This window comes from Kluyvera sp. CHPC 1.251, from assembly GCF_036759945.1.
Lineage (GTDB): Bacteria > Pseudomonadota > Gammaproteobacteria > Enterobacterales > Enterobacteriaceae > Kluyvera > Kluyvera sichuanensis.
Window position 1 is genome coordinate 152,179 of the sequence record NZ_JAPKIC010000004.1, and the last position, 22,651, is coordinate 174,829.

Genomic DNA, 22,651 nt, shown 5'->3' on the forward strand with positions numbered 1-22,651 from the left:
CATGAAAAAAATCGCAATGATGTTAGGCGCCTGCGCACTGCTGGCAATGGGTGCGGCGAATGCGGCCAACGGTCAGGCCGTCGCCAACGCAAAAACCGCCTGCCAGAACAATCCAACTCAGTGCGCTCAGGCAAAAAGCACGGCGAAAGCGAATGCGCAGAAAGAAGCTAAAGCCGCAAAAGACGCCTGTGCGAAAAACCAGACGGCCTGCGATAACGCTAAAGCGAAAGCCAAAAGCGCTGTGCAGAAGTAAGCGAAGGTAGTGAAATAAATAACGCGGAGGGACTACTCTCCGCGTTTTTACATACCTAACAGGTAAAGCCCATGGTAAAAGGCTGATTTCTACCACGAATTGTGACCTCTCACGCATTACCCACAATCCCTATGCGGACATTCCCTTCGCTTTGATCGCTGTCAAAAATAATCATACCGTCTGGTCGGTATGATTCGGGCCATGAATATGGAAGCCCAACACCGCAAGAAAGATCCGGTCCGTTTATATCAGCTGCTGCTGGAGTCGGCGGCGATGATTGCCGGACGAGACGGCATCGCCGCGCTGTCGCTGAACGCTGTCGCCCGGGAAGCTGGCGTCAGTAAAGGCGGGTTAATCCACCATTTTCCCAATAAACAGGCGCTGATTTACGCGCTGTTTACCCGGCTGCTGGCGATTATGGAAGAGGCGATTGTCGCGTTGATGCAACAGGATGGCGTCAGCTATGGCCGCTTTACCCGCGCCTATCTGAACTACCTTGCCGACCTGACGGATACGCACGAAAGCCGCCAGTTGATGGTGCTGTCGCTGGCCATGCCGGATGAACCGGTGCTGCGAAAATGCTGGCGCGACTGGATGCTGGATCACCTTGCGCATGGCGACGCGCTGGATAATAGCCCCACCGGTACGCTGGTGCGCTACGCGGCGGACGGCATCTGGTTATCTGAACTCACGGAAGGGATCACCATGTGCGCCGAGCACCGACGAACGTTGGTCGAATCTCTTAATAAGATGACGCTTCCCGCGTGAAGCACACAGGCTGAGGCCGCGATGCGCTACAACATCAATGCCCGTTTTATTTATGACGCAACGGATGGCACGATAACGCTGCCGCAAAGCGATGAGCCGGACAGCCAGCTGTCTATCACCGCCAGCGCCCTGCTGTTCTTCTTTTTGCATCACACCGGCATCGTCAGCCGGGAAGAGGTGCTGAAAAAAGTCTGGGATGACAACGGCTTAACCTCGTCGAACAGCAACCTGAATCAATATCTGAGCATGCTGCGCAAAACCTTCCGCCATTACGGAATCGATAACATTATCGTCACCGTGTCGCGCGGCTACTTGCAGCTCAACCCGGACGTGGTCATTGAGGCGCTGGATGACACCCCGCCGCCCGCCCCCACGCCAGAACCTCCGGTCATCGTCGACGAAATCGCGCCAGAGACACCGCTGGAAACCCCACCCGCCAGGGCGCATGCGCGCGGTACCTGCTGGTATATCGCGGGTGCCTGCCTGCTAACCATTGCGCTGCTGCTACTTATTCTTAGCCTGGTAGGGGTGCGAGAGTCGCGCCTCATCACCCTGAGTCAAATCACCCATAGCCAGTGCGAACTGCTGGCCAGCGATGAGATGCTGCGTTCGGTCAGCGCCGACGCCTACGTGAAAAATTTCGATGAGGTGCGTGAGCGACTGAAAGTCGAGTGCAAACCCGGCGAACGCTTCCTCTTCTTCTACGGCGACAGGCTGGAGACCAACGGTCTGGGGCGTGTGTTCCTCGCCCACTGTGCCATGCATGAAGATAACCCGTTTAGCTACTGCGACAATTACTTTTACTACTCCTGGAAGCCGTGATGAAACTCGCGCCGCGTACGTTCTTTGCCCTTTCTCTGCTCATGTTTATCGTGGTCGCCGGGTTTAGCGCCTGGCGCCTGCTGCCCGATGAAAACGCCGGGGTGATGAGCTGCTCCACAAAAGGGATCATGCGTTTTGAAAATATGGAAAAAGAGAACGTGAACGGTAACATTCACTTCAACTTTGGCAGCCACGGCAAGGGCTCAATGGTGGTCGAGGGCTATACCGATTCGGCCGCCGGCTGGCTCTATCTGCAGCGCTACGTTAAATTCAGCTACAGCAGCAAACGCATTTCAGCGACGGAACGCCACTACCGTATTAACCAGTGGGAGTCGAGCGCCTCGTCAATTGATGAGTCGCCGGACGTGATTTTCGCCTACTTTATGCGCGAGATGTCCGACAGCCACGACGGGCTATTTCTCAACGCCCAGAAGCTTAACGACAAGGCGATCCTGCTGAGCTCCATCAACTCACCGCTGTGGATCTGTACGCTGAAATCCGGTAGCGCGCTGAACTAAACCTCACCGTCCTCATAAAAGACCATGCCTTGATAGGGACGCTCGCGGCAGGCGGCCAGCCGCTGGGCAAGACTCCCCACGTGCAGTTCCAGTTTATGCCCGTCCGGGTCGAGAAAATAGTAAGACGCCCCTTCGCTACGGTTATCCTTCCACACCACCGTTCCGGCCTGCGACAACCGTTCGGCCAACGTTGCAAAATCAGCTTCCGCCACGCTAAAGGCATAGTGGGTATAATCACTCTCCTCGGGCGGCGTTTTGCGACACTGGTGGTCCAGCGACAGGCAAAGCCACAAATCTCCACACGACAAATATGCCCCGCCATCCCAGCGGGCGTGCAGGCGCATCCCCAGCAACTGGTGATAAAAAGCGACGCTTGGCGTCAGGTCGCTGACCGCCAGGGTCAGATGGTTAAATCCACTCAGCATAATCCCCTCTGAAAAATGAACGATGTTCAGGCGCACCGGCGGCAAACTGTGATCCATCGCGCACGCGCTTTCGCCTGCCGCTTACCTCTCACGAAAAAGCGCATCTTTTGCGTTTAGCCTCACCGCCAGAATTTGAACCTCACCACAGTTGCCCCTGCGCTATGTTACCCGACTTCTGTATAAATTTAGCAATTTCATAACATTTATGGCTGACGACATGAGCGCTGAAAAAAGCACCTTACTTTCGTCAAAATCCCGCCCCGCCCTACAGAATAAAGAGATAAATCAGCGGCCATAAAAGGCTAAATTTCAGAGTTTTTATCTAAATCAGACTCACTACCAGATTTAAATTCCACCACAACCGCTAGCCCCTATAGTGAATCCCGAACGCCGCTGCCGTGGGTTAACGCCGTGACACGGACGGTTTTCCTGAAATCACACAACCTGTTTTGAGGAGTGAAGCAATGGGTGATGCATTAGGGCTTATCGAAACCAAAGGTCTGGTGGCCTGCATTGAAGCCGCGGATGCGATGTGTAAAGCCGCCAACGTTGAACTGATTGGCTATGAAAACGTCGGCTCCGGCCTCGTCACCGCGATGGTGAAAGGCGATGTCGGCGCGGTGAAAGCGGCGGTGGATTCCGGCGTGGAATCGGCGCAGCGCATTGGGGAGGTGGTGACGTCGCTGGTGATTGCGCGTCCACATAACGACATCAACAAAATTGTCATTAAACACAAGGCTTAAGGCCGGGAGAACGCAAATGGGTGATGCATTAGGTCTGATTGAAACCAAAGGTCTGGTGGCCTGTATCGAAGCGGCAGATGCCATGTGTAAAGCCGCCAACGTCGAGCTTATCGGCTACGAAAACGTCGGCTCCGGCCTGGTCACCGCGATGGTGAAAGGCGACGTCGGTGCGGTGAAAGCGGCGGTGGATTCCGGCGTGGAGTCGGCGCAGCGCATTGGTGAAGTGGTGACCTCGCTGGTTATCGCGCGTCCACATAACGACATCAACAAGATTGTCTCGCACTACAAAATTAGCGAATAACCGGAGAGAAAATGATGAAAGAAGCGCTTGGTCTGATTGAAACCAAAGGTCTGGTGGCCTGTATCGAAGCGGCAGATGCGATGTGCAAAGCCGCCAACGTCGAGCTTATCGGCTATGAAAACGTCGGCTCCGGCCTCGTCACCGCGATGGTGAAAGGCGACGTCGGCGCGGTTAACGCGGCGGTGGACTCCGGCGTGGAAGCGGCAAAACGCATCGGCGAAGTGGTGACCTCCCGCGTCATTGCCCGCCCGCATAACGACATCGAAAAAATCGCATCGCAGCATAAAGCATGACCTGACCGGGCACGCCCCGTCTGCACTCTTTTCGTCTGATGAAGGATAGACTCATGATTGAACTGGATACCGATTTGCTCTCTCGCCAGAACGCGCGAGAACTGGTGCGCAACGCCAAAAAAGCGCAAGCGGTAATGGCCACCTTTTCGCAGCAGCAAATCGACGCCATCGTGAAAAACGTGGCCCAGGAAGCGGCGCACCATGCCGAAGCGCTCGCGAAAATGGCCGCGGAAGAGACCGGCTTCGGCAACTGGCAGGATAAAGTCCTGAAGAACCGTTTTGCCTCGCTGCGCGTTTACGACGCCATCAAAGATATGAAGACCGTCGGCATCATTCATGACGATCAACAGAAAAAAGTGATGGACGTGGGCGTGCCGCTGGGCGTTATCTGCGCGCTGGTTCCTTCCACCAACCCGACCTCAACGGTCATCTACAAAACGCTGATTGCTCTCAAAGCCGGTAACGCGATTATTTTCTCGCCGCATCCGGGCGCACGGCAGTGCAGCTGGAAAGCGATTGAGATTGTCAAACGCGCGGCAGAAGCAGCGGGCGCACCGGCCGGCATCGTTGACGGCGTGACCGAACTGACGCTGGAAGCCACCTCTGAGCTGATGCACAGCAAAGACGTGTCGTTGATCCTGGCGACCGGCGGCGAAGGCATGGTACGCGCAGCCTACGCTTCCGGTACGCCAACCATCAGCGGTGGCCCGGGTAACGGCCCGGCGTTTATCGAGCGCAGCGCCGATATTCCTCACGCGGTGAAAGACATCATCACCAGCAAAACCTTCGATAACGGCGTTATCTGCGCTTCTGAGCAGTCAATCATCGTCGAAGGCTGTATTTACGATGAGGTACATCGCGAGCTGGAAGCCCAGGGCGCGTACTTTATGAACGAAGGCGAAGCGGCGAAAATGGCGGCCCTGCTGCTGCGTCCGAACGGCACCATCAACCCGAAAGTGGTGGGCAAAACGGCGCTCTATTTGAGCCAGATGGCGGGCTTCTGCGTACCGGCCAGCACCCGCGTACTCATTGCCGAACAGACCACCGTCTCATCAAAAAACCCTTACTCACGCGAAAAACTGTGCCCGGTACTTGGCCTGTACGTGGAAGAGGACTGGAAAGCCGCCTGCCATCGCGTGGTGGAACTGCTGACCAACGAAGGCCTTGGTCATACGCTGGTGATCCACACCCGTAACCAGGACGTTATCCGTCAGTTCTGCCTTGAAAAACCGGTTAACCGCATTCTGATTAACACGCCCGCGGCGCTAGGCGGCATCGGCGCGACCACTAACATCACCCCGGCGCTGACCTTAGGCTGCGGTGCGGTGGGCGGTGGTTCCAGCTCCGATAACGTCGGCCCGATGAACCTGCTCAATATCCGCAAAGTGGGCTACGGCGTGCGTTCTATCGACGAGCTACGCGCACCGAGCAGCCGCGTGGAACCACAGCCGACCATCACCAGCCAGCCGGTTGACCCGCGCCGCAGCATCGTTGATGACGCGCGCTTCACCTCCCCAGCTCCAGCCGCCACCCTCAGTACCCACGGCGATAACCGTTTCGCGACGGCTGCCACCGCAGAGGCAGAAGGTGAAATCAGCGAGCAGAACGTGGAGCGTGTGATCCGTCAGGTGCTTGAGCGTTTAGGCAAGTAACGCATTGATATAAGGCGATAAAAACAATGATTCTCGCAAAGGTTACCGGACATGTCGTGGCCACACAAAAGAGCGATGAGCTACGGGGCAGCAACCTGCTGCTGATCACTCAACTGGATGACAACCAGCAGCCGATGAAAGACCGCTCCTGGGTCGCCGTCGATAGCGTCGGCGCGGGGATGCACGACATCGTGTTGGCCGAGGAGTACTTCGCGCTCAACAAAGACCGCTATAAAGCGATGGCGGTGGTAGCCATTGTCGAGAACGTGTTTCGGGACGCTTAAGGAGTGAATAACCCAATGAGTGAATTTTTGCTGAAACCCCGGATCTGCTTCGGCCAGGACGCGCTGTCAGCCCTGCGTGACGTCAGTGCCCACCAGGCGCTACTGGTCACCGACCAGGCGATGGTCAAGTTTGGCCTCGCCGCAAGGGTGACGGAGATCCTCGGCGAGCGCGGTATCGCGCTGCAGATCTGGGATGACGTGGTGGCTGACCCGGACATTACCACCGTGGTACGCGGCATGAAGTTGATGGACAGCCGCTATCCGGATCTGGTGGTCGCCCTGGGCGGCGGTTCGGTGATTGACGCCGCCAAAGCGGTTATTTTCGCCCTGGCGCAAACCCGCCCGGACGCCGGTCGCCAGCGCCCTTGCTTCGTGGCCATCCCCACCACCAGCGGTACCGGCTCGGAAGTCACCAGCTTTTCGGTGGTGAAAGCTCATGCCGAAAAGCTGGTGCTGGTCGACCCGTCGCTGCTGCCGGATATCGCCATTCTCGACCCTACGCTGGTGGCGTCGGTGCCGCCATCCATCACCGCGGATACCGGGATGGACGTGTTGTGCCACGCGCTGGAGGCTTACGTCTCTCGCGCCGCCAGCGACTTTTCCGATGCGCTGGCCGAGAAGGTGGTGCAGCAGGTCTTCCGCTATCTGCCAACCTGCTGGCGCAACGGCCAGGATTTGCAGGCTCGAGAGAAGATGCACAACGCCTCGTGCATGGCGGGCATGGCCTTTACCAACGCTTCGCTCGGCATCACCCACAGTCTGGCCCACGCGCTCGGCGGCGTCTTTCGCGTCCCGCATGGCCGCGCCAACGCCCTGCTGATGGCGCACGTAGTGGCATGGAACGCTGACTATCAGGGGCAGTGCGATAGCGAGGCCGCGCACAAATATGCGCGTCTGGCCCACCTGCTGGACCTGCCTGCGAATACCGCCCGCGAAGGCGTCACCAGCCTGCTGGTCGCCATTGAAGCACTGAAAGATGAAATGACCCTGCCCACCGGCATTCACGGCACCGGCGTGGACGGCGAGGCGTTTGAGCATCGCTTAGCGGAAATGGTCGGTCAGGCGCTGCGTGACAGCTGCACCCCCACCAACCCGCGCACGCCGGACGCGCAGGCATTAACCGAACTTTATCGCCAGGCATGGAGCGGCAGCGCCGTTCAGCGCCACGGATAACAAGAACGAGAGGATCTTACCTATGGCACACTACAGCTTAACGCCGCGCGTCAAAGTGCTGGCTGAACGTTTACTGGCCAACGCCAGCACCCTGTGCACCGAACACGCGACCGTACTGAGCGGGCTGGACGGCGATATCGCTGGCGTTCCCGCCGCCGTCAAACCGGCGCGCCGCTTCTATGAACTGATGCGCCAGCTGCCGCTCACCATCAGCGCCGATGAGCTTATCGTCGGCAACCAGACCCGCAAGCCGCACGGCGCGATCTTCCATGATGAAGCCGCCGCACGCCGCCCTTCGGCGTTCCAGTTCCTTAATCTGAACAGCAACCTCGACTCCCCAGACTACAAGCTGGTGGTTGAGAAAGGCGTGCTGGCAATTAAACACCAGTTGGAAGAGAAAACCCGTACGCTCGGCAGCGCCGTCAGCCGCAGCGGCATGGACGAAGTGAACGGCTGCCGCGCCGCGATTTACGCCTGCGATGGGTTAATGGCGCTGGCGCAAAATCTCGCCCGCAGCGCCGAGCAGTTGGCCGCCGCTGAAACCAACGCGTACCGCAAAGCCGAGCTGTTAGACAGCGTCGCGATTCTGCACCACGTTCCGGCCCATCCGGCGCGCAGTTTTAAAGAGGCCTGCCAGGCGTTTTATCTGTTCCAGCTGGCGCTGCAGCTCGATAACGGCAGCTACGCGGTGAACCCGGAAGGCGCCGACAAAGCGCTGCTGCCGTACTACCAGCACGATATTGCCAACGGCACACTGACCGAAGCTCAGGCTTACGAAATCGTTGAGTCACTGTGGTTTAAGCTCGCGGAATTAAGCGAAGTCCGCGCCGCCAGCGCGATTGACGGCTATCCGATGTTCGATGCTCTGCTGCACGGCGCGAGCCTTGAAAACGCGAACATCAACGCCCTGTCTGAGATGTTCCTGAGTGCCCAGCACAACCTCAGCGCGCTGCATCTGCCGGTGCGTCTGTTCAGCGGCAAGCAGTCCATTTCAGCTGCACCGTTCGCCAACTGCAGTGAAACCACGACGGCAGAAGGGCTGACCCCGCGCATGCAGCGCCTGCGCAACCACTACCTGACCGTGCGCCCAAGCGTTTCCATCTACCGCGCGCTGGCCTTTACCGAAGTGGTGAAAGCCAACCCTGGGATGCCGACCATTCTGCTGCGCGCCAAAGCGTTCCGCCACGCCTGCGAAACCGCGCCGATTCTGATTCAGGACGATGAACTGATCGTCGGTCACCCGTGCGGCAAACCGCGCGCTGGTGCCTTCTCGCCGGACATCGCCTGGCGCTGGGTGCGCGACGAGCTCGACACCATGAGCACCCGCCCGCAGGATCCGTTCGAGATCAGCGAAGCAGATAAAAAGACCATCCGCGAAGAGATCGTGCCGTTCTGGGAAGGCCGTTCTCTTGATGAGATCTGCGAAGCACAGTACCGCGAGGCGGGCGTCTGGTCCTTCAGCGGCGAAACCTTCGTCAGCGACCTCTCCTACCACCAGATCAACGGTGGCGGCGACACCTGTCCGGGCTACGACGTGTTGCTGTTCACCAAAGGGATGAACGGCATCAAAGCCGACGCCGAGGCAAACCTGGCGACGCTGAGCATGGAGAACCCGGAAGACATCGACCGTATTTACTACTACAAAGCGGCAATTGAAACCTGCGAAGGGGTGGTGAGCTACGCCCACCGTATCGCTGCTCGCGCCCGCGAACTGGCCGCCGTTGAGCAGAACGCCCAGCGTCGCGCTGAACTGCTGACCATCGCTGAAGTAAACCAGAACGTGCCGGCAAACCCGCCGAAAACCCTGCAGGAAGCACTGCAAAGTATCTGGACCGTCGAATCGCTGTTTGAAATCGAAGAGAACCAGACCGGGCTGTCGCTGGGCCGCGTTGACCAGTACTGCTACCCGATGTTCGAAGCCGATATCCGCGAAGGCCGTCTGACCCATGACGCCGCGTTGGAATTGCTGCAGGCATTTATCATCAAATGCGCCGAACTGATGTGGATGTCCAGCGAACTGGGGGCGAAGTACTTCGCGGGCTACCAGCCGTTCATCAACCTGACCGTTGGCGGCCAGAAGCGTTCCGGCGGCGATGCCTGTAACGACCTGACCTATCTGATCATGGACGCCGTGCGCTTTGTGAAGGTTTACCAGCCATCGCTGGCCTGCCGTATTCACAACCAGTCGCCGCAGAAGTACATGGAAAAAATCGTCGACGTGGTGAAAGCGGGCATGGGCTTCCCGGCCTGTCACTTTGATGACTCCCACATCAAGATGATGCTGCGTAAAGGCTTCGACTTTGAAGACGCCCGCGACTACTGCCTGATGGGCTGCGTCGAGCCGCAGAAATCCGGCCGCATCTACCAGTGGACCTCCACCGGCTACACCCAGTGGCCGATCGCCATCGAGTTCGTCTTAAACCGTGGCCGCATGGTGCTGTTCGACAGCTATCAGGGGCTGGATACCGGCGATCTGCGCGACCTGCACACCTTCGAGGCGTTCGACGCGGCGGTAAAACAGCAGATTGCCCACATCGTGCGCCTGTCGGCGATTGGTACGGTGATCAGCCAGCGCGTGCACCGCGACGTAGCGCCGAAGCCGCTGATGTCGCTGCTGGTGGAAGGCTGCATGGAAAAAGGTAAAGACGTGGCCGCTGGTGGCGCAATGGTCAACCACGGACCGGGGCTGATTTTCTCCGGTCTGGCAACCTACGTCGACTCGATGGCCGCTATTCGCAAGCTGGTGTTCGAAGATAAGAAATACACCCTCGAGCAGATGCGCGATGCGATGCTGGCTAACTTTGAAGGCTTTGAAGGGCTGCGCCGCGACTGTCTGAACGCACCGAAGTACGGCAACGACGATAACTACGTTGACCAGTATGCGCTGGACATCACCGAGTGGACCGAGCGCGAGTGCCGCAAGTACAAAATGCTCTACTCCACCCTGAGCCACGGCACACTCTCTATCTCTAACAACACGCCAATCGGCGAGCTGACCAACGCCACGCCGAACGGGCGTCTGGCGTGGATGCCGCTCTCCGACGGCATCAGCCCGACCCAGGGCGCGGACAAGCATGGCCCCACCGCCATCATCAAGTCAGTCAGCAAGATGAACGTGGAAACCATGAATATCGGCATGGTGCACAACTTCAAGTTCCTCAAAGGGCTGCTCGATACCCCGGAAGGCCGCCACGGGCTTATCACTCTGCTGCGCACCGCGTCGATTCTCGGCAACGGCCAGATGCAGTTCAGCTACGTCGATAACGAAGTGCTGAAGAAAGCCCAGCTGGAGCCGGAAAAATACCGCGACCTGATCGTGCGCGTGGCAGGCTACAGCGCCTACTTCGTTGAGCTGTGCAAAGAGGTACAGGACGAGATCATCAGCCGTACGGTGATTGAGAAGTTCTGATCTGACGGAACGCATGAGGACAAGGACGTCCAGAATTTTCAGGAGGCAAGCGTGATGGGCAATACGCAGGAATTAACGGGTCGAATTTTTAATATTCAGAAGTATTCGATCTACGACGGAGACGGCATTCGCACGCTGGTGTTTTTTAAGGGTTGCAACATTCGCTGCCCGTGGTGCGCCAACCCGGAAGGGCTAAGCAGCCAGTTTCAGGTGATGTTCTCTCAGGACAAGTGCATTAACTGCGGCGACTGCGTGAACGTCTGCCCGGCGGGCATCCACTACCGCGCGGAAGAAAACGGCGAAATGAAGCACTTCGTCAACCGCAATAAAGACTGTATCGGTTGCCGTAAATGCGAAGAAATTTGCACCCAGAACGCGCTGGATATCATGGGCAAAGATGTCACCGTCAGCGAGCTGATGGAGGTCATCATGCAGGACTACGACTTCTATATCTCCTCCGGCGGCGGCGTGACCATCGGCGGCGGCGAGATGAGCCTGCAGACCGATTTTGCCGTCGCCCTGTTTAGCGAATGCAAAAAGATGATGCTCAACACCGCCGTCGAAACCCAGGGCACTACCCCGCTGACGAACTACCAGAAGCTGGCGCCGGTCACCGACACCTTCTTATTCGATATCAAGCAGATCGACAGCGATCACCACAAAACGCTGTTCGGCATCGGTAACGAAGGGGTACGCCGCAATCTGGAATGGCTGGTCGATTCCGGCGCTAACGTGATTATTCGCATGCCGCTGGTGCGCGGCTACAACGATTCGTGGGAAGCGATCACCGGTGCTATCGATTACGTACAGAAACTGGCGAAGCGCGGCAACATCCGTCGCATCGACATGCTGCCGTACCACCAGCTGGGACGCAAAAAATACGAACGTCTGGAGATGCCCTACCCGATTCTTCAGGACCCGTCGTACAGCGTGGAAGAGCTGAACCAGCTGGAAGCCTTTTTCGCCGGATTTGATTTTGATATTCGCTTAGTACGTCACTAAAGGAGCCGAGAATGAAAAGTTTAGGCGTCATTGAAACACGAGGATGGGTCGCCGCAATCCAGGCCGTCGACGCCGCCTGTAAAGCCGCAGGCGTCACCTGTATCGGCTATCGCAAGGTGGGTTCGGGGCTGGTGAGCGTCTGCTTTGAAGGGGAGATCAGCGCCATTCACACCGCTATCGAACGTGGTGTGGCGGTGGTTAAAGCAATTAATCTGCCGGTCAATTCGCTGGTGATTGCCCGCCCGGAACGCTGCATTGTTGAAGCGCTAAGCACCCTCAAGGGGCATCCACCACGGGCCAAAGCACAACCTGCCGCACCGGTTGAGCCCGCCCACGAAGAGGCTGTCGCACCGATTGAACCCGCTGTGCCGCAGGCCCCCCTCGTGGAAGAGAAAAACGCCGCGCATAAGAAAGGGAAAAAGGCATGATTGACACCCTGCTACAGGAAAAAATCAGCGCCCGACTGCACGAGGCTACGCCCGCCATCCCGGTAGGCATCTCTAACCGCCACGTTCATCTGTCGCAGCAGGACGTCGAAGCGCTGTTCGGCAAAGGCTATGCCCTAACGCCGTTCAAACCACTGCGTCAGCCAGGGCAGTTCGCCGCCGAAGAGTGCGTCACCGTGGTCGGGCCAAAAGGCTCGCTGACTCAGGTTCGCGTACTTGGCCCTACCCGCCCGACCACGCAGCTGGAAGTCTCCCGCGCCGACTGCTTCGCACTGGGTATCAAAGCCCCGGTGCGAGAATCCGGCCAGTTGGAGAACGCGGGTGATGCGCTGCTGGTGGGGCCGAAAGGTCACGTCGAGCTGCACTCACAGGTGATCTGCGCCTGGCGGCATATTCATATGTCGCCGCAGGATGCCCGTGCGCTTAACGTTCGCAACGGCCAGAAGGTTAGCGTTCGCAGCCACGGCGAACGACAGCTCACCTTCGATGAAGTGGTGGTGCGCGTGCGTGACGATTTCGCCCTTGAGTTCCATATCGATACCGAAGAGGCCAACGCCGCCGGGCTGAAGAACGGCGCGCCGGTCACGCTAATAGGCTAAAGGAGCGACTGATGAGCGAGCAACAGATCGACCGTCTGGTGGCGCAGATCCTCCAGCGTTTACAACCGCCGGTGCTGGTGATGGTCACCGCCGCCGACGGCTATCGTCAGGCTATCCGCCAACGGCTGGCAGCCTGTGGGCAGCGGCTGGTGCTGGCGATGGACGAAACCCTTGAGGATGCCGCGGCGTGGCATCAGCTTGGGGAGGTTCTGCCGCTGTCAGGCGAGCCGCCGGTAGGCTATAAGGCGCTGCTGCTACCGTTTCTCGACTATCCCCAGGCGGCAGATCTGGTCAACGGCACGCTGCAAAGCCCGGTGGCGCGTCGGCTGCACGATGCGCTGCTGGCGGGCATTCCGGTGCTGGCGCTGCGCTACCACTGCTGTCCGCACAGCGAGCTAAACCAGCTGCGCGGCGCGGTCGTCGACAGCGCCTATACTGCGCATATCGACGCGACTCTCGCCCGTCTGGCAACGTGCGGGGTGACGCTGTGCACCATGAACGAACTGCTGGAGCAACTGGCGACAGGCGTCACAGCACCTGCGCCCACACCGTTGGCGACAAGCCGTCGTTATCTGACTGTCACAGATATCGTCAATAATCCGTCGTTGGCCGGAAGACCTGACGTCGTGCTGACCGATGCCGCCGTCGACTATGTCAAAACGAAGAAAAAATAACCTTACCTCGATAATAAAACCTGGAGTGTAGAAGATGTCGTCAAAAACAAAATGCTGGCTATGGATGCTGCTGGTTATCGTGTCAGAAACCTCGGCCACCTCAACCCTGAAAATGTTCGGTAGCAGCGAAGGCACCACCAAAATGCTGCTGCTCGCCCTGCTGGTGGTACTCTATTGCACCTGCTACTACTCGCTCTCCCGTGCGGTAAAAGATATCCCGGTGGGCCTGGCCTATGCGACCTGGTCCGGCACCGGCATCCTGGTGGTATCCACGCTGGGTATGGCCTTCTACGGCCAGCACCCGGACACCGCCGCCATCATCGGTATGGTGATCATCGCTAGCGGCATCGTCATCATGAACCTGTTTTCCAAAATGGGCAGTGAGGAGAGCGAAGAGACGCCCGCCAAGCCTGCTGCTTCTACCCTGGACAAAAACGTCGCCAACTAACGCAAAAGGAATTCACTATGTTTAATCTCGGATTTTTATGGCTGGCGCTGTCTATCGGCTCCGAAATCACCGGCACCTCAATGATCAAAAAGACCAACGGCTTCAGCAAGCTGGCACCTTCGATACTGGTAGTATGTGCCTACAGCCTGTGCTACTTCGCGCTGACCCGCGCTATGAGCACCATCCCGGTTGGCGTCGCCTATTCGCTGTGGTGCGGTTTTGGTATCGTCGGCGTGACCATCTTCTCGATGATCCTCTATAAGCAAAAGCCGGATCTGCCCGCTATTCTGGCGATGGTGCTGATCATCTCCGGCGGCGTGATCATGAATGTCTTCTCTAACATGTAACGGCAAAAATGGTCATCTCCCTCTCCCTTTCCGGGAGAGGGTTGGGCGAGCGGTTCACCCGCGCGTTTCCCCTACTACTGATGTGGTATTTTTCCACGTAACCATACGCATAATTCCTGATAATCGGTATTATCCGACCTTTGTGCTAGCCTGAACCGCTTCAGCAGCGATATCATTAGCGCGCGAATCTATTACACCCTCTGACCTCAACAAAGGAAAAATAATGACCACGCAACGTCTGGTGAGCCTGATCACAGGCGTGCTGATTATCGCTATTTTCCTGCCCATTGCCCTTAGCCTGTGGCTGGCAAACCGTCAGGCCAACGAACTGTTTAATCAGGAGATGAGCAGCTACACCGAGCGCGTACTGGCACGTACCCAACGCGTGAAGCTGCAGGCCAAAACCGCGCTTGAGGAAGTGAACCGTTTTCAGGGTAAGCCCTGTACACTGGCTCACCTGCGCGAGATACAGAAAATCTCCTATATCCATCAGTACATTCAGAGCGTGTTCTACCTTGAGCACCATAACGGCGCGTGCGATCTACTGAGCAACACGCTGTCGGAAAAGGTCCCCGGCACCGAATTCACCACCCCTGCGGGCTATACGGTCTTTCTCACCTCACGCCATGACCTGCAGACCGATGCCCCAATGCTGGCGGTTAGCCACGGTAAATATATGGTGATGGTTGACCCTGACTCATTGATTGACGTGCTGCCGAACCCGACCTATCCGATTCACGCCGCGCTTATCAACACCCAAAGCCACCGCATCGTCGCCAGCAATCATCCCCTCGATCCGAATATCTGGGAGCATCATCTGCAGGCCTATCAGCCGGTCATGGAGTATGACCAGACGGTGTACCGTCAGCGCGTGCTGCCGGACGTTGGGGCGATCCTGCTGACCTGGTCCTCGGTGAAACCGCTATCGACCAACTGGCATCGCCAACTGATGCTCTGGCTGCCGCTGGGGCTGCTGATTAGCGGGCTGGCCTCTTTCTTAATCCTGCGCATTTTGCGCCGCCTGCAGTCCTCCCACTTCCGCGTACTGGCGGCAATCAAAGCCAAAGAGATCACCGTGCACTATCAGCCGGTGGTGTCGCTCGAGGACGGACGGCTGATCGGTGCCGAAGCGTTGGCCCGCTGGCAGCAGGCCGATGGTCGCTGGCTGCCGCCGGATCTTTTTATTGCTGTGGCGGAGCAAACCGGAGTGATTTGCCAGTTGACCGAGCATATTGTGCGCTGCGTCTTTAACGATCTGGGCCACTGGCTCTCGCAGCATCCTGAGGTCACGATGTCGATTAATATCACCGCCGCCGATCTCAGTTCCCCCACCCTGCCCGACCTACTGCGTCAGCAAATCCAGCAGTGGAACGTGGCACCGACGCAGATTGCGCTGGAGCTGACCGAGCGTGACCTGATCGCGCCGCAAACCGCGCGCCCGGTGCTACAGGCCTACCGGGAAATGGGCCACAAAGTCTACATCGATGATTTTGGCGTCGGCTATTCCAGCCTCAGCTATCTCCAGGAGCTGGAGGTCGATACGCTGAAAATCGACAAAGCCTTTGTCGATGCGCTCGAGCACAAAGTGGTTACCGGTCATATCATTGAAATCGCTAAATCGCTGAACCTGAGCATGATTGCGGAAGGGATTGAGACCGAACATCAGCGAGATTGGCTGTACACCCACGGCGTCCCAGCCGGACAGGGCTGGCTTTACAGCAAAGCACTGCCGAAAAAAGCGTTTATCCAGTGGGCGCTGGAGAAGGGCCCACTGGAAAGCAGAGAGGCAAGTCTTACCCCGCCGCGCCCACATTCTTAAGCGCTCTACATCCCTATTTTTGCTGAGCAGGATGATCGCTTGCCGGTTCAGCGATGCCCAACGGAAATAGCCGCTGGCGCAGCGTCGGACCCGCGGGTTTCTCGCTCAACAGGCCGCGCTGTTTCAGCGCCGGTATCACCCAGCGGGAAAAATCTTCAAAGCATCCCGGCGACAGCCATTGCGCCAGATTAATACCGTCGGTATCGCTAGCGTCGAGCCAGGCTTCAAGCTGCGCCGCCACGCTTTCGCCGCTGCCAACAAACGTCTTTTGCCGCCCCAACCCCTCCTCGGGATGAAACACTTCTCGCAGCGTTTTGCGCGGCTGCCCATCTTCACCGGTCACCATTTTGAGCATGGAGCGATTAGAGTTGGTCTGCTGCCATTCCAGCGGCGCATCCAGCGAATGACCGGAGAGATCGACCCCGGTGCTGGCACCGTAGTGAATCAACGCTCCCTGCAGATCGTAGCGCGCGCGGCGTCTGGCAAAGCTCGCCTGTGCCCCTTCTTCCGTTGCGCCGGTTATCACCGTCACCGCGCTGATAAACTTTATCGCCCCCGGCGCCCGTCCGTGTTCCGCCGCCCGCGCTTTAACCGCCGCGACCTGTTTTTTTACGCCGCTGGCATCCAGCCCGGCGACAAACACCACCTCTGCATGTCGCGCGGCAAAATCAATACCGCTCGGCGACCCTCCGGCCTGAAAAATCACCGGCGTGCGCTGCGGGCTGGGTTCGGAAAGATGGGCATCGGGCACCGTAAACCAGCGTCCTTTGTGGGCCACCGGATGAACGCGCTGCGGGTCCGTATAGACCCCGGCCGCCTTATCGCGCTTCAGCGCCGCCCGTTCCCACGAATGCTGCCATAGCTTATAGCTGACGTTGAGAAACTCATCGGCGCGCTCATAGCGTTCGTCATGATCTATCTGCTTTTCCAGCCCAAGGTTACGCGCGGCGCTTTCCAGCTGCGAGGTCACCACGTTCCAGGCAATACGCCCCTTCGTCAGGTGGTCGAGCGTGGTAAATTTTCGTGCCAGCAGGTAGGGCTGTTCGTAGGTGGTGGATACCGTCACGCCAAAACCTAGCCGTGAGGTTTGCGCCGCCATTGCCGAGACCAGCAACAGCGGGTCGATAAGCGGAGACTGGATCCCCTGGGTCAGCGACGCCGCCGGACTTCCCTGCCAGCTATCAATCAGCCCCAGCGCATCAGCGATAAACAGGCAGTCAAACCCCTGCTCTTCCAGCAGTTTTGCCAGCTCCACCCAATACGCGATATCGGTATAGCGATGGCTGTTGTCCTGCGGGTCGCGCCACATCCCATAGTTAATATGCGAGACCGCCGCCATGGTAAATCCACTGAGAATAATATTCTTACGCATTTTATTTACCGAAATAAAAAAACTGACCATAAATAAAACCCGGTGCATCGACAATGATTAAATCCGGCATATCAAAGTTAAAAAACGCAAATCAAAAAAAGAGAAAACAAAATAAGAAATGCGCATTTATTCTCTTTTTTAACCGATGCTAGTATCGCCCTTCAGTCTTGATACCAACATAAAAAATGACTGGCTAAATATAAAAAACACCTGCTTTGCACATCGGACATTGCTATGAAAAAAAACGAAATTATCGCCGGGATATCGCTATCCCGCCGTAAGTTATTACAGCTCACGGCCGTTTCTACCACGTTAGTGATGGGATTAGGTATTCCTGTGTTGTCATTTGCGGATGAGGCGGATGAAAAGTCACGCTATGGCAAGACGTTAATTATTGGCCAGGCACTGGAACCCACTATTTACGATCCCAACCGCCAGTATTCTTACGAAACCTATCGGGTGGATAAACATATTTATGAATCGCTGGTCGCGGAAGATTTATCCGTCCCGGCGGCAAAAGGCACACCGCCGATTATTCCCGGTCTGGCCACTCGCTGGGAAATTAATGACGATGCGACGGTCTTTACCTTCCGTTTACGCGAAGGGGTGAAATTCCACGACGGCACCGCGTTTGACGCCGAAGCGGTACGTTTTAACGTCCGTCGTTTTACCGATCCGCAGTTTGAGTACTTCGACGCCCGTTCGCAGGCCACCATGGCGCAGGTTTATCACGACCTGAAGGCCATTGAGGTCGTTGACCCGCTCACCGTGCGCTACACCTTTAACCAACCGTTCCCGGATTTCCTGCGTTTACTGCCGCAGGGCAACTGGGTGTCCGGCATCTTCAGCCCCACGGCCCTCCAAAAATGGGGACAGGACGGACTGGCAGATCACCCTACCGGTACCGGGCCTTACCGCTTTGTGTTGCGGGTGCGTAACGACCGTACCGAACTGGTGCGCAATGACGACTGGTGGGGCAAAAAACCCTATATGGAACGGCTGATTTTCCGCCCTATCCTCGACGGCAGCACCGGCGTGAGCGCCCTGCAATCGGGCCAGGTCGATATTCTCTCCCGCACGCCAACCGACGCCGTCGATCTGCTGTCGCAAAGCGGCTACACGGTGCATGACAGTACCGAAGCCAACCAGCTATTCCTCGGCTGGAACTTCGCCAATAAGTACACTAGCCAGCTGGCAGTGCGTCAGGCGGTGATTAAAGCCATCAACCGTGAGGAACTCGTGAAATCGCTGTTGAACGGCCACGCGGTAGCGAGCTACAGCATTCTCAACCGCTCCAACGAAGCGTTCCTGGCATCGCAACAAGACTACGCTTACGACCCGGAAGGGGCCAGAAAGCTGCTGGCCGATGCGGGGTTCAAACCGGGTGAAGTCAGCTTTACCATCATCACCTACGATCAGAATCAGCCGGTTATCGAGTGGATCCAACGCGATCTCAGCAAAGTGGGCATTACCGTGAAGGTGGTCTCACAGGAGTGGATTACCTACAGCTCGCATCTGGCGAATCTGGCGGACGACACCGGACTGTTCACCATGGAATGGGGGCTGATTAGCCCACAATGGCTCAACGTCGCCTGGAAAAACTACGTGGTTTCGCGCGGCAAAGGCGAGAAGGTGATTACCGACGTCGCGCCGCTGATTGCGCAGGCGAGCATCACCACCGATAAGCCAAAAGCGCTGGCGCTGTGGCACCAGGTGAACCAGCAGTTCCAGCAACAGGCGGCGTTTGTCCCGCTGCTGGAGCTTAACCGCGTGTTTACTACCTCACCGGCCGTACAGGGCTTTAACGTTCCGGCGCAGAACTTCTACGACCTGACCCAAGTGTGGTTGAAACCATGACCCGCCTGCTGTTGCTGCGGCTTGCGCAGACGGTGCCGCTGCTGTTTTTAATCTCGCTGCTGGTGTTTCTGATTGCCAAGCTGGTGCCCGGCGACCCGATCGCCAACGCGCTGGCCGGTCAGCTCTCCACCGAGGCCATAGAGCAGATTCGTCACGTCTACGGGCTGGATAAACCCGCAGCAGTGCAATATCTGCTGTGGGTGAAAAACCTGTTCAGCGGCGATTGGGGGATGTCGCTCACCATGCGCACGCCGGTCGCCGACGTGCTCGGCGGGGCATTTGCCAATACGGTTATCCTGACCGTTGCCGCCGTGCTGCTGTGCCTGATCCCCGGCGTGATTATCGGCGTGGTATGCGGGCTATGGCAGGGAACGCGCCGCGATCGTCTGGTGATGCTGGTGGTTCAGCTCGCCCACAACGTGCCTATCTTCTGGCTGGCGGTGTTTTTCATCTGGCTATTTGCCGTCAAGCTGCACTGGTTCCCGGTATCCGGCATGTATGACATGCGCGGAGACCGGGGTATTGCCGACCTGTTGCATCACCTGTTTTTACCGGCCCTGTCGACGGCACTGATTTCGATGCTGATCCTCGCCCGCCAGGTACGCAACAGCGTTATCGGGATTATGCAGGCCGACTATATCCGCACCTACCGGGCGCTCGGCTACTCCACGCCCCGCCTGTTGTGGCGTCACCTGGGGCGCAATCTGCTGGCGCCTATCATCAGCATTACCGGCTTACAAATTGGCTACCTGCTCAGCGGCGTGATTTTTATCGAGAAGATCTTCGCCTGGCCGGGGATTGGCACACAGCTGTATAACGCGGCGGCGGGTCAGGATTACCCCACCATCCAGACCGGCGTGATGCTGATTGCCGCCTGCTTCCTCGCCGTTAACCTGATAAGCGACGTCCTACAGGACTGGCTGGATCCCCGCCACGAAGGAGCTCGTTAATCATGACAATTTCAACGTTCCTGCGTCGGCTCTCCCGACACGGGCTGGCGCTGCTTGGCCTGGGGATTTTTCTGGCTGCCGTGGTGCTGTCGCTCGCCGCGCCGTGGGTTGCGCCCTATGACCCCCTGGCGGCGTTCGATGGTCTGCGCCTTGCGCCACCGGGCACGCCGGGACACCTGCTGGGTCTTGATAATCAGGGGCGCGATATCACCAGCCGCCTGATTTGGGGTGGGCGCACCATTCTCGCCGCTTCGGTGCTACCAATAGTCTTTGCCGCGCTGGTCAGCCTGGCGCTCGGCCTGCTGGCGGGCTTTCGCGCCTCGGCCTTCTCCGAGCTGATTATGCGCACCATGGACATGCTGTTCGCCTTCCCGATGGTGCTGCTGGCAATTGGTCTGTCGGCGGTACTGGGGAGCGGCTATCCCACGCTCATCATCACCCTGATTTGCAGCGTGATCCCCTATCTCACCCGCGTGGTCTATCGCGACACCCGCACTGAGGTGGCGAAAGAGTACGTCGAAGCGCTGCGTGCGCAGGGGGCGAGCAACCGCGACATCCTGTTTCGCGAAATTTTACCCAACGTCGCCACCCCGCTGCTGGTGTACACCACCTCGCTGCTCGGCGGCATGGTGGTGTTCCTCGCCGGGCTGAGTTTCCTGGGACTGGGCGTCCAGCCGCCGCAGGCCGATTGGGGACGGATGGTAGGCGAAGGCGCGCAGATGATGATCTTCGGCTCGCCCCATATCGCAACCGCGCCTGCCATAGCGATTGTCCTGCTGTCGCTGGCATTTAACTGGTTAGGAGATGGCCTGCGCGATCTCCTCGATCCTTATCAGTAAGGAGAGACGACAATGAGCCTATTAACCCTTTCCCACCTGAACGTGCTGTTCCATCACCAGAACGTGCAGGCAGTCGACGATATTTCACTGACCATTGCGCCCGGCGAAGTGCTGGCGCTGGCGGGGGAGTCCGGCTCTGGCAAGAGCGTGACGGCGGCGGCGATCCTCGGCCTGCTCCCGGCCTCGCAGGTGACGGTCAGCGGCAGCATCACCTTTGACGGCCAGCCGCTGCTGCACCAGTCCACCGCGCAGCTTAACCGCCTGCGCGGTCACGAGATAGCGATGGTATTTCAGAACTCGCTCTCGACCCTCGACCCATCGTGGCGCATCGGCAAACAGCTTCAGCACAACCTGAAACGCCTGCATCCGGAGCTTGGCCGCACCGCGCTACGCGAAGCCGCGCTGGCGTGGCTCACGCGGATGAAAATCCGTGAGCCGGAGCAGGTGATGTCGCGCTTTCCGCACCAGCTCTCCGGCGGAATGCGCCAGCGGGTGCTGATCGCACTGGCGGCGATGTGCCGCCCTCGCCTGCTGATTGCCGACGAACCCACCACGGCGCTGGATGCCACCGTGCAGCGCGAAGTGCTGCAACTGCTCAAAGCGCTGTGCCAACAGCAGCAGATGGCGATGCTGATTATCACCCACGATTTCGGCGTCGTCGCCGAACTCAGCGACCGCGTGGCGGTCATGCGGCAGGGGAAAATCATCGAGAGCAACGTCACGAAGGCGCTGATCGCTGCACCTCAGCACCCCTATACCCAATCGCTGCTGGCGGCGGTTCCCTATCCCAGCGCCGATCCGGTACTCACCCCGCGCGCTGAGGGTACGCCGCTGCTGCAAGCTCGTGGTCTGGGGCGCGATTTCTGGCGCCGGGAAACCACCGGCTGGTGGCCGAAAAAAGTCGCGACCACGGCGGTAGACGGCATCAATCTCGACGTCACGCGCGGTGAGATCGTCGGCATTATCGGCGAATCAGGTTCCGGAAAATCCACGCTGGCGCGCCTTCTGGCACAGCTGATACCCGCCAGCCGGGGCGAGCTGCGTCTGGCGGGCAATGTGGTTGACGACAGTCACCCTACCTCGGTTGCCGCGCTGCGCCGCCAGCTACAGTGCGTTTTTCAGGATAGCCTCGCATCGTTTAACCCGCGTCTGACGCTGGAAGAACAGCTGGTGCGTCCACAGTTTCGCCTGGGAACGGCAGCCGACCGTCCGCAGGCCATCGCGCGTGCGGCGGCGCTATTTGAAGAAGTGGGTCTGGATCCCGCGCTGCTGCTGCGCTTCCCCCACCAGCTTTCCGGCGGCCAGCGTCAGCGCGCCAATATCGCCCGAGCGCTGGTGGTTAACCCCAGCATTCTGCTGCTGGATGAACCCACCTCCGCGCTGGATCTCACGGTTCAGGCGCAGGTCATGACCCTCTTAACCCGGATGCACCAACAGCATGCACTGACCTGTCTGTTTATCAGCCATAACCTCGCGCTGGTGTCGCAGTTCTGCCAGCGCATCGTGGTCATGGCGCACGGCGTCGTGGTGGACGATTTCGCGCGCCACGAGCTGTACGCCCCCGACCGTCATCCGGTCACCCAGCAACTGCTGGACGCCAACTATCTGCTGCCATCCGGTAACGCAGATGCAGCGTTAAAACGTTTTGCCTGACCTA

24 protein-coding genes are annotated in these 22,651 nt (G+C 58.3%); 22 read left to right on the forward strand and 2 right to left on the reverse strand.

Annotation, left to right across the window (positions count from 1 at the left end; translation table 11 throughout):
• The first annotated feature begins 1 nt into the window (after position 1).
• The 4 genes from V6940_RS09875 to V6940_RS09890 all read left to right on the forward strand — a co-directional run bounded on the left by V6940_RS09875 (position 2) and on the right by V6940_RS09890 (position 2,361).
• Positions 2 to 253: a late histone H1 gene (locus V6940_RS09875; RefSeq protein ID WP_333495717.1), complete on the forward strand. Its 252-nt coding sequence runs from the start codon at positions 2 to 4 to the stop codon at positions 251 to 253.
• 189 nt (positions 254 to 442) lie between these two features.
• Positions 443 to 1,021, forward strand: coding sequence for a TetR/AcrR family transcriptional regulator (locus tag V6940_RS09880; RefSeq protein ID WP_333495718.1), 579 nt, complete (start codon positions 443 to 445; stop codon positions 1,019 to 1,021).
• Positions 1,022 to 1,042: 21 nt separating this feature from the next.
• Positions 1,043 to 1,843, forward strand: coding sequence for a winged helix-turn-helix domain-containing protein (locus tag V6940_RS09885; RefSeq protein ID WP_333495719.1), 801 nt, complete (start codon positions 1,043 to 1,045; stop codon positions 1,841 to 1,843).
• On the forward strand, positions 1,843 to 2,361 hold the full coding sequence (locus tag V6940_RS09890; RefSeq protein ID WP_333495720.1) for a FidL-like protein: 519 nt from the start codon (positions 1,843 to 1,845) through the stop codon (positions 2,359 to 2,361). The genes V6940_RS09885 and V6940_RS09890 overlap by 1 nt, the downstream gene beginning before the upstream one ends.
• Here the strand turns inward: V6940_RS09890 and V6940_RS09895 are convergent.
• Positions 2,358 to 2,786, reverse strand: a complete 429-nt coding sequence (locus V6940_RS09895) for a FosA family fosfomycin resistance glutathione transferase (protein WP_333495913.1) — start codon at positions 2,784 to 2,786, stop codon at positions 2,358 to 2,360. The two genes, V6940_RS09890 and V6940_RS09895, sit on opposite strands and share 4 nt — an antisense overlap.
• 464 nt (positions 2,787 to 3,250) lie before the next feature.
• Here V6940_RS09895 and V6940_RS09900 point away from each other — a divergent pair, with 464 nt between their 5' ends.
• The 14 genes from V6940_RS09900 to V6940_RS09965 all read left to right on the forward strand — a co-directional run bounded on the left by V6940_RS09900 (position 3,251) and on the right by V6940_RS09965 (position 15,976).
• A complete protein-coding gene (locus V6940_RS09900) occupies positions 3,251 to 3,529 on the forward strand; it encodes a BMC domain-containing protein (RefSeq protein WP_001540796.1) in 279 nt (92 codons plus the stop codon).
• A gap of 16 nt (positions 3,530 to 3,545) precedes the next feature.
• Positions 3,546 to 3,830 (forward strand): BMC domain-containing protein, encoded by a 285-nt coding sequence (locus V6940_RS09905; RefSeq protein ID WP_115074640.1) that lies wholly within the window; start codon positions 3,546 to 3,548, stop codon positions 3,828 to 3,830.
• A 14-nt stretch (positions 3,831 to 3,844) separates the two neighbouring features.
• Complete coding sequence (locus V6940_RS09910) at positions 3,845 to 4,123, forward strand: BMC domain-containing protein (RefSeq protein WP_015585230.1); 279 nt, start codon at positions 3,845 to 3,847, stop codon at positions 4,121 to 4,123.
• A gap of 53 nt (positions 4,124 to 4,176) precedes the next feature.
• A complete protein-coding gene (locus V6940_RS09915; RefSeq protein ID WP_333495721.1) occupies positions 4,177 to 5,775 on the forward strand; it encodes an acetaldehyde dehydrogenase (acetylating) in 1,599 nt (532 codons plus the stop codon).
• Between the two features lie 26 nt (positions 5,776 to 5,801).
• Positions 5,802 to 6,059: a EutN/CcmL family microcompartment protein gene (locus V6940_RS09920; protein WP_185666480.1), complete on the forward strand. Its 258-nt coding sequence runs from the start codon at positions 5,802 to 5,804 to the stop codon at positions 6,057 to 6,059.
• A 15-nt stretch (positions 6,060 to 6,074) separates the two neighbouring features.
• Entirely contained in the window at positions 6,075 to 7,232 is a 1,158-nt protein-coding gene (locus V6940_RS09925) for a 1-propanol dehydrogenase PduQ (protein WP_333495722.1), read from the forward strand.
• A gap of 22 nt (positions 7,233 to 7,254) precedes the next feature.
• Entirely contained in the window at positions 7,255 to 10,641 is a 3,387-nt protein-coding gene (cutC, locus tag V6940_RS09930) for a choline trimethylamine-lyase (protein ID WP_333495723.1), read from the forward strand.
• Positions 10,642 to 10,695: 54 nt separating this feature from the next.
• Entirely contained in the window at positions 10,696 to 11,643 is a 948-nt protein-coding gene (gene cutD / locus V6940_RS09935) for a choline TMA-lyase-activating enzyme (protein ID WP_333495914.1), read from the forward strand.
• A gap of 11 nt (positions 11,644 to 11,654) precedes the next feature.
• On the forward strand, positions 11,655 to 12,071 hold the full coding sequence (locus V6940_RS09940; protein WP_333495724.1) for a BMC domain-containing protein: 417 nt from the start codon (positions 11,655 to 11,657) through the stop codon (positions 12,069 to 12,071).
• Positions 12,068 to 12,688, forward strand: coding sequence for a phosphate propanoyltransferase (locus tag V6940_RS09945; protein ID WP_333495725.1), 621 nt, complete (start codon positions 12,068 to 12,070; stop codon positions 12,686 to 12,688). The genes V6940_RS09940 and V6940_RS09945 overlap by 4 nt, the downstream gene beginning before the upstream one ends.
• Before the next feature lie 11 nt (positions 12,689 to 12,699).
• Positions 12,700 to 13,362, forward strand: a complete 663-nt coding sequence (locus tag V6940_RS09950) for a hypothetical protein (RefSeq protein ID WP_333495726.1) — start codon at positions 12,700 to 12,702, stop codon at positions 13,360 to 13,362.
• A gap of 34 nt (positions 13,363 to 13,396) precedes the next feature.
• Entirely contained in the window at positions 13,397 to 13,810 is a 414-nt protein-coding gene (locus V6940_RS09955) for a DMT family transporter (protein ID WP_220439849.1), read from the forward strand.
• Between the two features lie 17 nt (positions 13,811 to 13,827).
• Positions 13,828 to 14,157 (forward strand): DMT family transporter, encoded by a 330-nt coding sequence (locus V6940_RS09960; protein WP_333495727.1) that lies wholly within the window; start codon positions 13,828 to 13,830, stop codon positions 14,155 to 14,157.
• 223 nt (positions 14,158 to 14,380) lie between these two features.
• Positions 14,381 to 15,976, forward strand: a complete 1,596-nt coding sequence (locus V6940_RS09965) for an EAL domain-containing protein (RefSeq protein ID WP_333495728.1) — start codon at positions 14,381 to 14,383, stop codon at positions 15,974 to 15,976.
• A 13-nt stretch (positions 15,977 to 15,989) separates the two neighbouring features.
• Here the strand turns inward: V6940_RS09965 and V6940_RS09970 are convergent, their stop codons facing one another.
• Complete coding sequence (locus V6940_RS09970) at positions 15,990 to 17,348, reverse strand: LLM class flavin-dependent oxidoreductase (RefSeq protein WP_333495729.1); 1,359 nt, start codon at positions 17,346 to 17,348, stop codon at positions 15,990 to 15,992.
• A gap of 234 nt (positions 17,349 to 17,582) precedes the next feature.
• Between V6940_RS09970 and V6940_RS09975 the strand changes: the two genes are divergently transcribed.
• From V6940_RS09975 to V6940_RS09990, 4 genes are read left to right on the forward strand one after another with little or no spacing between them, the layout of a single operon-like run.
• Positions 17,583 to 19,205 carry an ABC transporter substrate-binding protein gene (locus V6940_RS09975; protein ID WP_333495730.1) on the forward strand — a complete coding sequence of 541 codons (1,623 nt, stop codon included), beginning with the start codon at positions 17,583 to 17,585 and terminating at the stop codon, positions 19,203 to 19,205.
• Complete coding sequence (locus tag V6940_RS09980; protein WP_333495731.1) at positions 19,202 to 20,155, forward strand: ABC transporter permease; 954 nt, start codon at positions 19,202 to 19,204, stop codon at positions 20,153 to 20,155. The genes V6940_RS09975 and V6940_RS09980 overlap by 4 nt, the downstream gene beginning before the upstream one ends.
• A gap of 2 nt (positions 20,156 to 20,157) precedes the next feature.
• Positions 20,158 to 20,994 (forward strand): ABC transporter permease, encoded by an 837-nt coding sequence (locus V6940_RS09985; protein ID WP_333495732.1) that lies wholly within the window; start codon positions 20,158 to 20,160, stop codon positions 20,992 to 20,994.
• A 12-nt stretch (positions 20,995 to 21,006) separates the two neighbouring features.
• A complete protein-coding gene (locus V6940_RS09990) occupies positions 21,007 to 22,647 on the forward strand; it encodes a dipeptide ABC transporter ATP-binding protein (RefSeq protein WP_333495733.1) in 1,641 nt (546 codons plus the stop codon).
• Positions 22,648 to 22,651 lie beyond the last annotated feature (4 nt).

What these genes read in the sequence shown, in the direction of transcription:
- V6940_RS09985 (WP_333495732.1), top strand. Translation starts at nt 20,158, where the DNA reads ATGACAATTTCAACGTTCCTGCGTCGGCTCTCCCGACACGGGCTGGCG.
- V6940_RS09965 (WP_333495728.1), top strand. Translation starts at nt 14,381, where the DNA reads ATGACCACGCAACGTCTGGTGAGCCTGATCACAGGCGTGCTGATTATC.
- V6940_RS09915 (WP_333495721.1), top strand. Translation starts at nt 4,177, where the DNA reads ATGATTGAACTGGATACCGATTTGCTCTCTCGCCAGAACGCGCGAGAA.
- V6940_RS09885 (WP_333495719.1), top strand. Translation starts at nt 1,043, where the DNA reads ATGCGCTACAACATCAATGCCCGTTTTATTTATGACGCAACGGATGGC.
- V6940_RS09960 (WP_333495727.1), top strand. Translation starts at nt 13,828, where the DNA reads ATGTTTAATCTCGGATTTTTATGGCTGGCGCTGTCTATCGGCTCCGAA.
- V6940_RS09990 (WP_333495733.1), top strand. Translation starts at nt 21,007, where the DNA reads ATGAGCCTATTAACCCTTTCCCACCTGAACGTGCTGTTCCATCACCAG.
- V6940_RS09980 (WP_333495731.1), top strand. Translation starts at nt 19,202, where the DNA reads ATGACCCGCCTGCTGTTGCTGCGGCTTGCGCAGACGGTGCCGCTGCTG.
- V6940_RS09940 (WP_333495724.1), top strand. Translation starts at nt 11,655, where the DNA reads ATGAAAAGTTTAGGCGTCATTGAAACACGAGGATGGGTCGCCGCAATC.
- V6940_RS09925 (WP_333495722.1), top strand. Translation starts at nt 6,075, where the DNA reads ATGAGTGAATTTTTGCTGAAACCCCGGATCTGCTTCGGCCAGGACGCG.
- V6940_RS09895 (WP_333495913.1), bottom strand. Translation starts at nt 2,786, where the DNA reads ATGCTGAGTGGATTTAACCATCTGACCCTGGCGGTCAGCGACCTGACG.
- cutC (WP_333495723.1), top strand. Translation starts at nt 7,255, where the DNA reads ATGGCACACTACAGCTTAACGCCGCGCGTCAAAGTGCTGGCTGAACGT.
- cutD (WP_333495914.1), top strand. Translation starts at nt 10,696, where the DNA reads ATGGGCAATACGCAGGAATTAACGGGTCGAATTTTTAATATTCAGAAG.
- V6940_RS09875 (WP_333495717.1), top strand. Translation starts at nt 2, where the DNA reads ATGAAAAAAATCGCAATGATGTTAGGCGCCTGCGCACTGCTGGCAATG.
- V6940_RS09900 (WP_001540796.1), top strand. Translation starts at nt 3,251, where the DNA reads ATGGGTGATGCATTAGGGCTTATCGAAACCAAAGGTCTGGTGGCCTGC.
- V6940_RS09945 (WP_333495725.1), top strand. Translation starts at nt 12,068, where the DNA reads ATGATTGACACCCTGCTACAGGAAAAAATCAGCGCCCGACTGCACGAG.
- V6940_RS09970 (WP_333495729.1), bottom strand. Translation starts at nt 17,348, where the DNA reads ATGCGTAAGAATATTATTCTCAGTGGATTTACCATGGCGGCGGTCTCG.
- V6940_RS09905 (WP_115074640.1), top strand. Translation starts at nt 3,546, where the DNA reads ATGGGTGATGCATTAGGTCTGATTGAAACCAAAGGTCTGGTGGCCTGT.
- V6940_RS09955 (WP_220439849.1), top strand. Translation starts at nt 13,397, where the DNA reads ATGTCGTCAAAAACAAAATGCTGGCTATGGATGCTGCTGGTTATCGTG.
- V6940_RS09890 (WP_333495720.1), top strand. Translation starts at nt 1,843, where the DNA reads ATGAAACTCGCGCCGCGTACGTTCTTTGCCCTTTCTCTGCTCATGTTT.
- V6940_RS09975 (WP_333495730.1), top strand. Translation starts at nt 17,583, where the DNA reads ATGAAAAAAAACGAAATTATCGCCGGGATATCGCTATCCCGCCGTAAG.
- V6940_RS09950 (WP_333495726.1), top strand. Translation starts at nt 12,700, where the DNA reads ATGAGCGAGCAACAGATCGACCGTCTGGTGGCGCAGATCCTCCAGCGT.
- V6940_RS09880 (WP_333495718.1), top strand. Translation starts at nt 443, where the DNA reads ATGATTCGGGCCATGAATATGGAAGCCCAACACCGCAAGAAAGATCCG.
- V6940_RS09920 (WP_185666480.1), top strand. Translation starts at nt 5,802, where the DNA reads ATGATTCTCGCAAAGGTTACCGGACATGTCGTGGCCACACAAAAGAGC.
- V6940_RS09910 (WP_015585230.1), top strand. Translation starts at nt 3,845, where the DNA reads ATGAAAGAAGCGCTTGGTCTGATTGAAACCAAAGGTCTGGTGGCCTGT.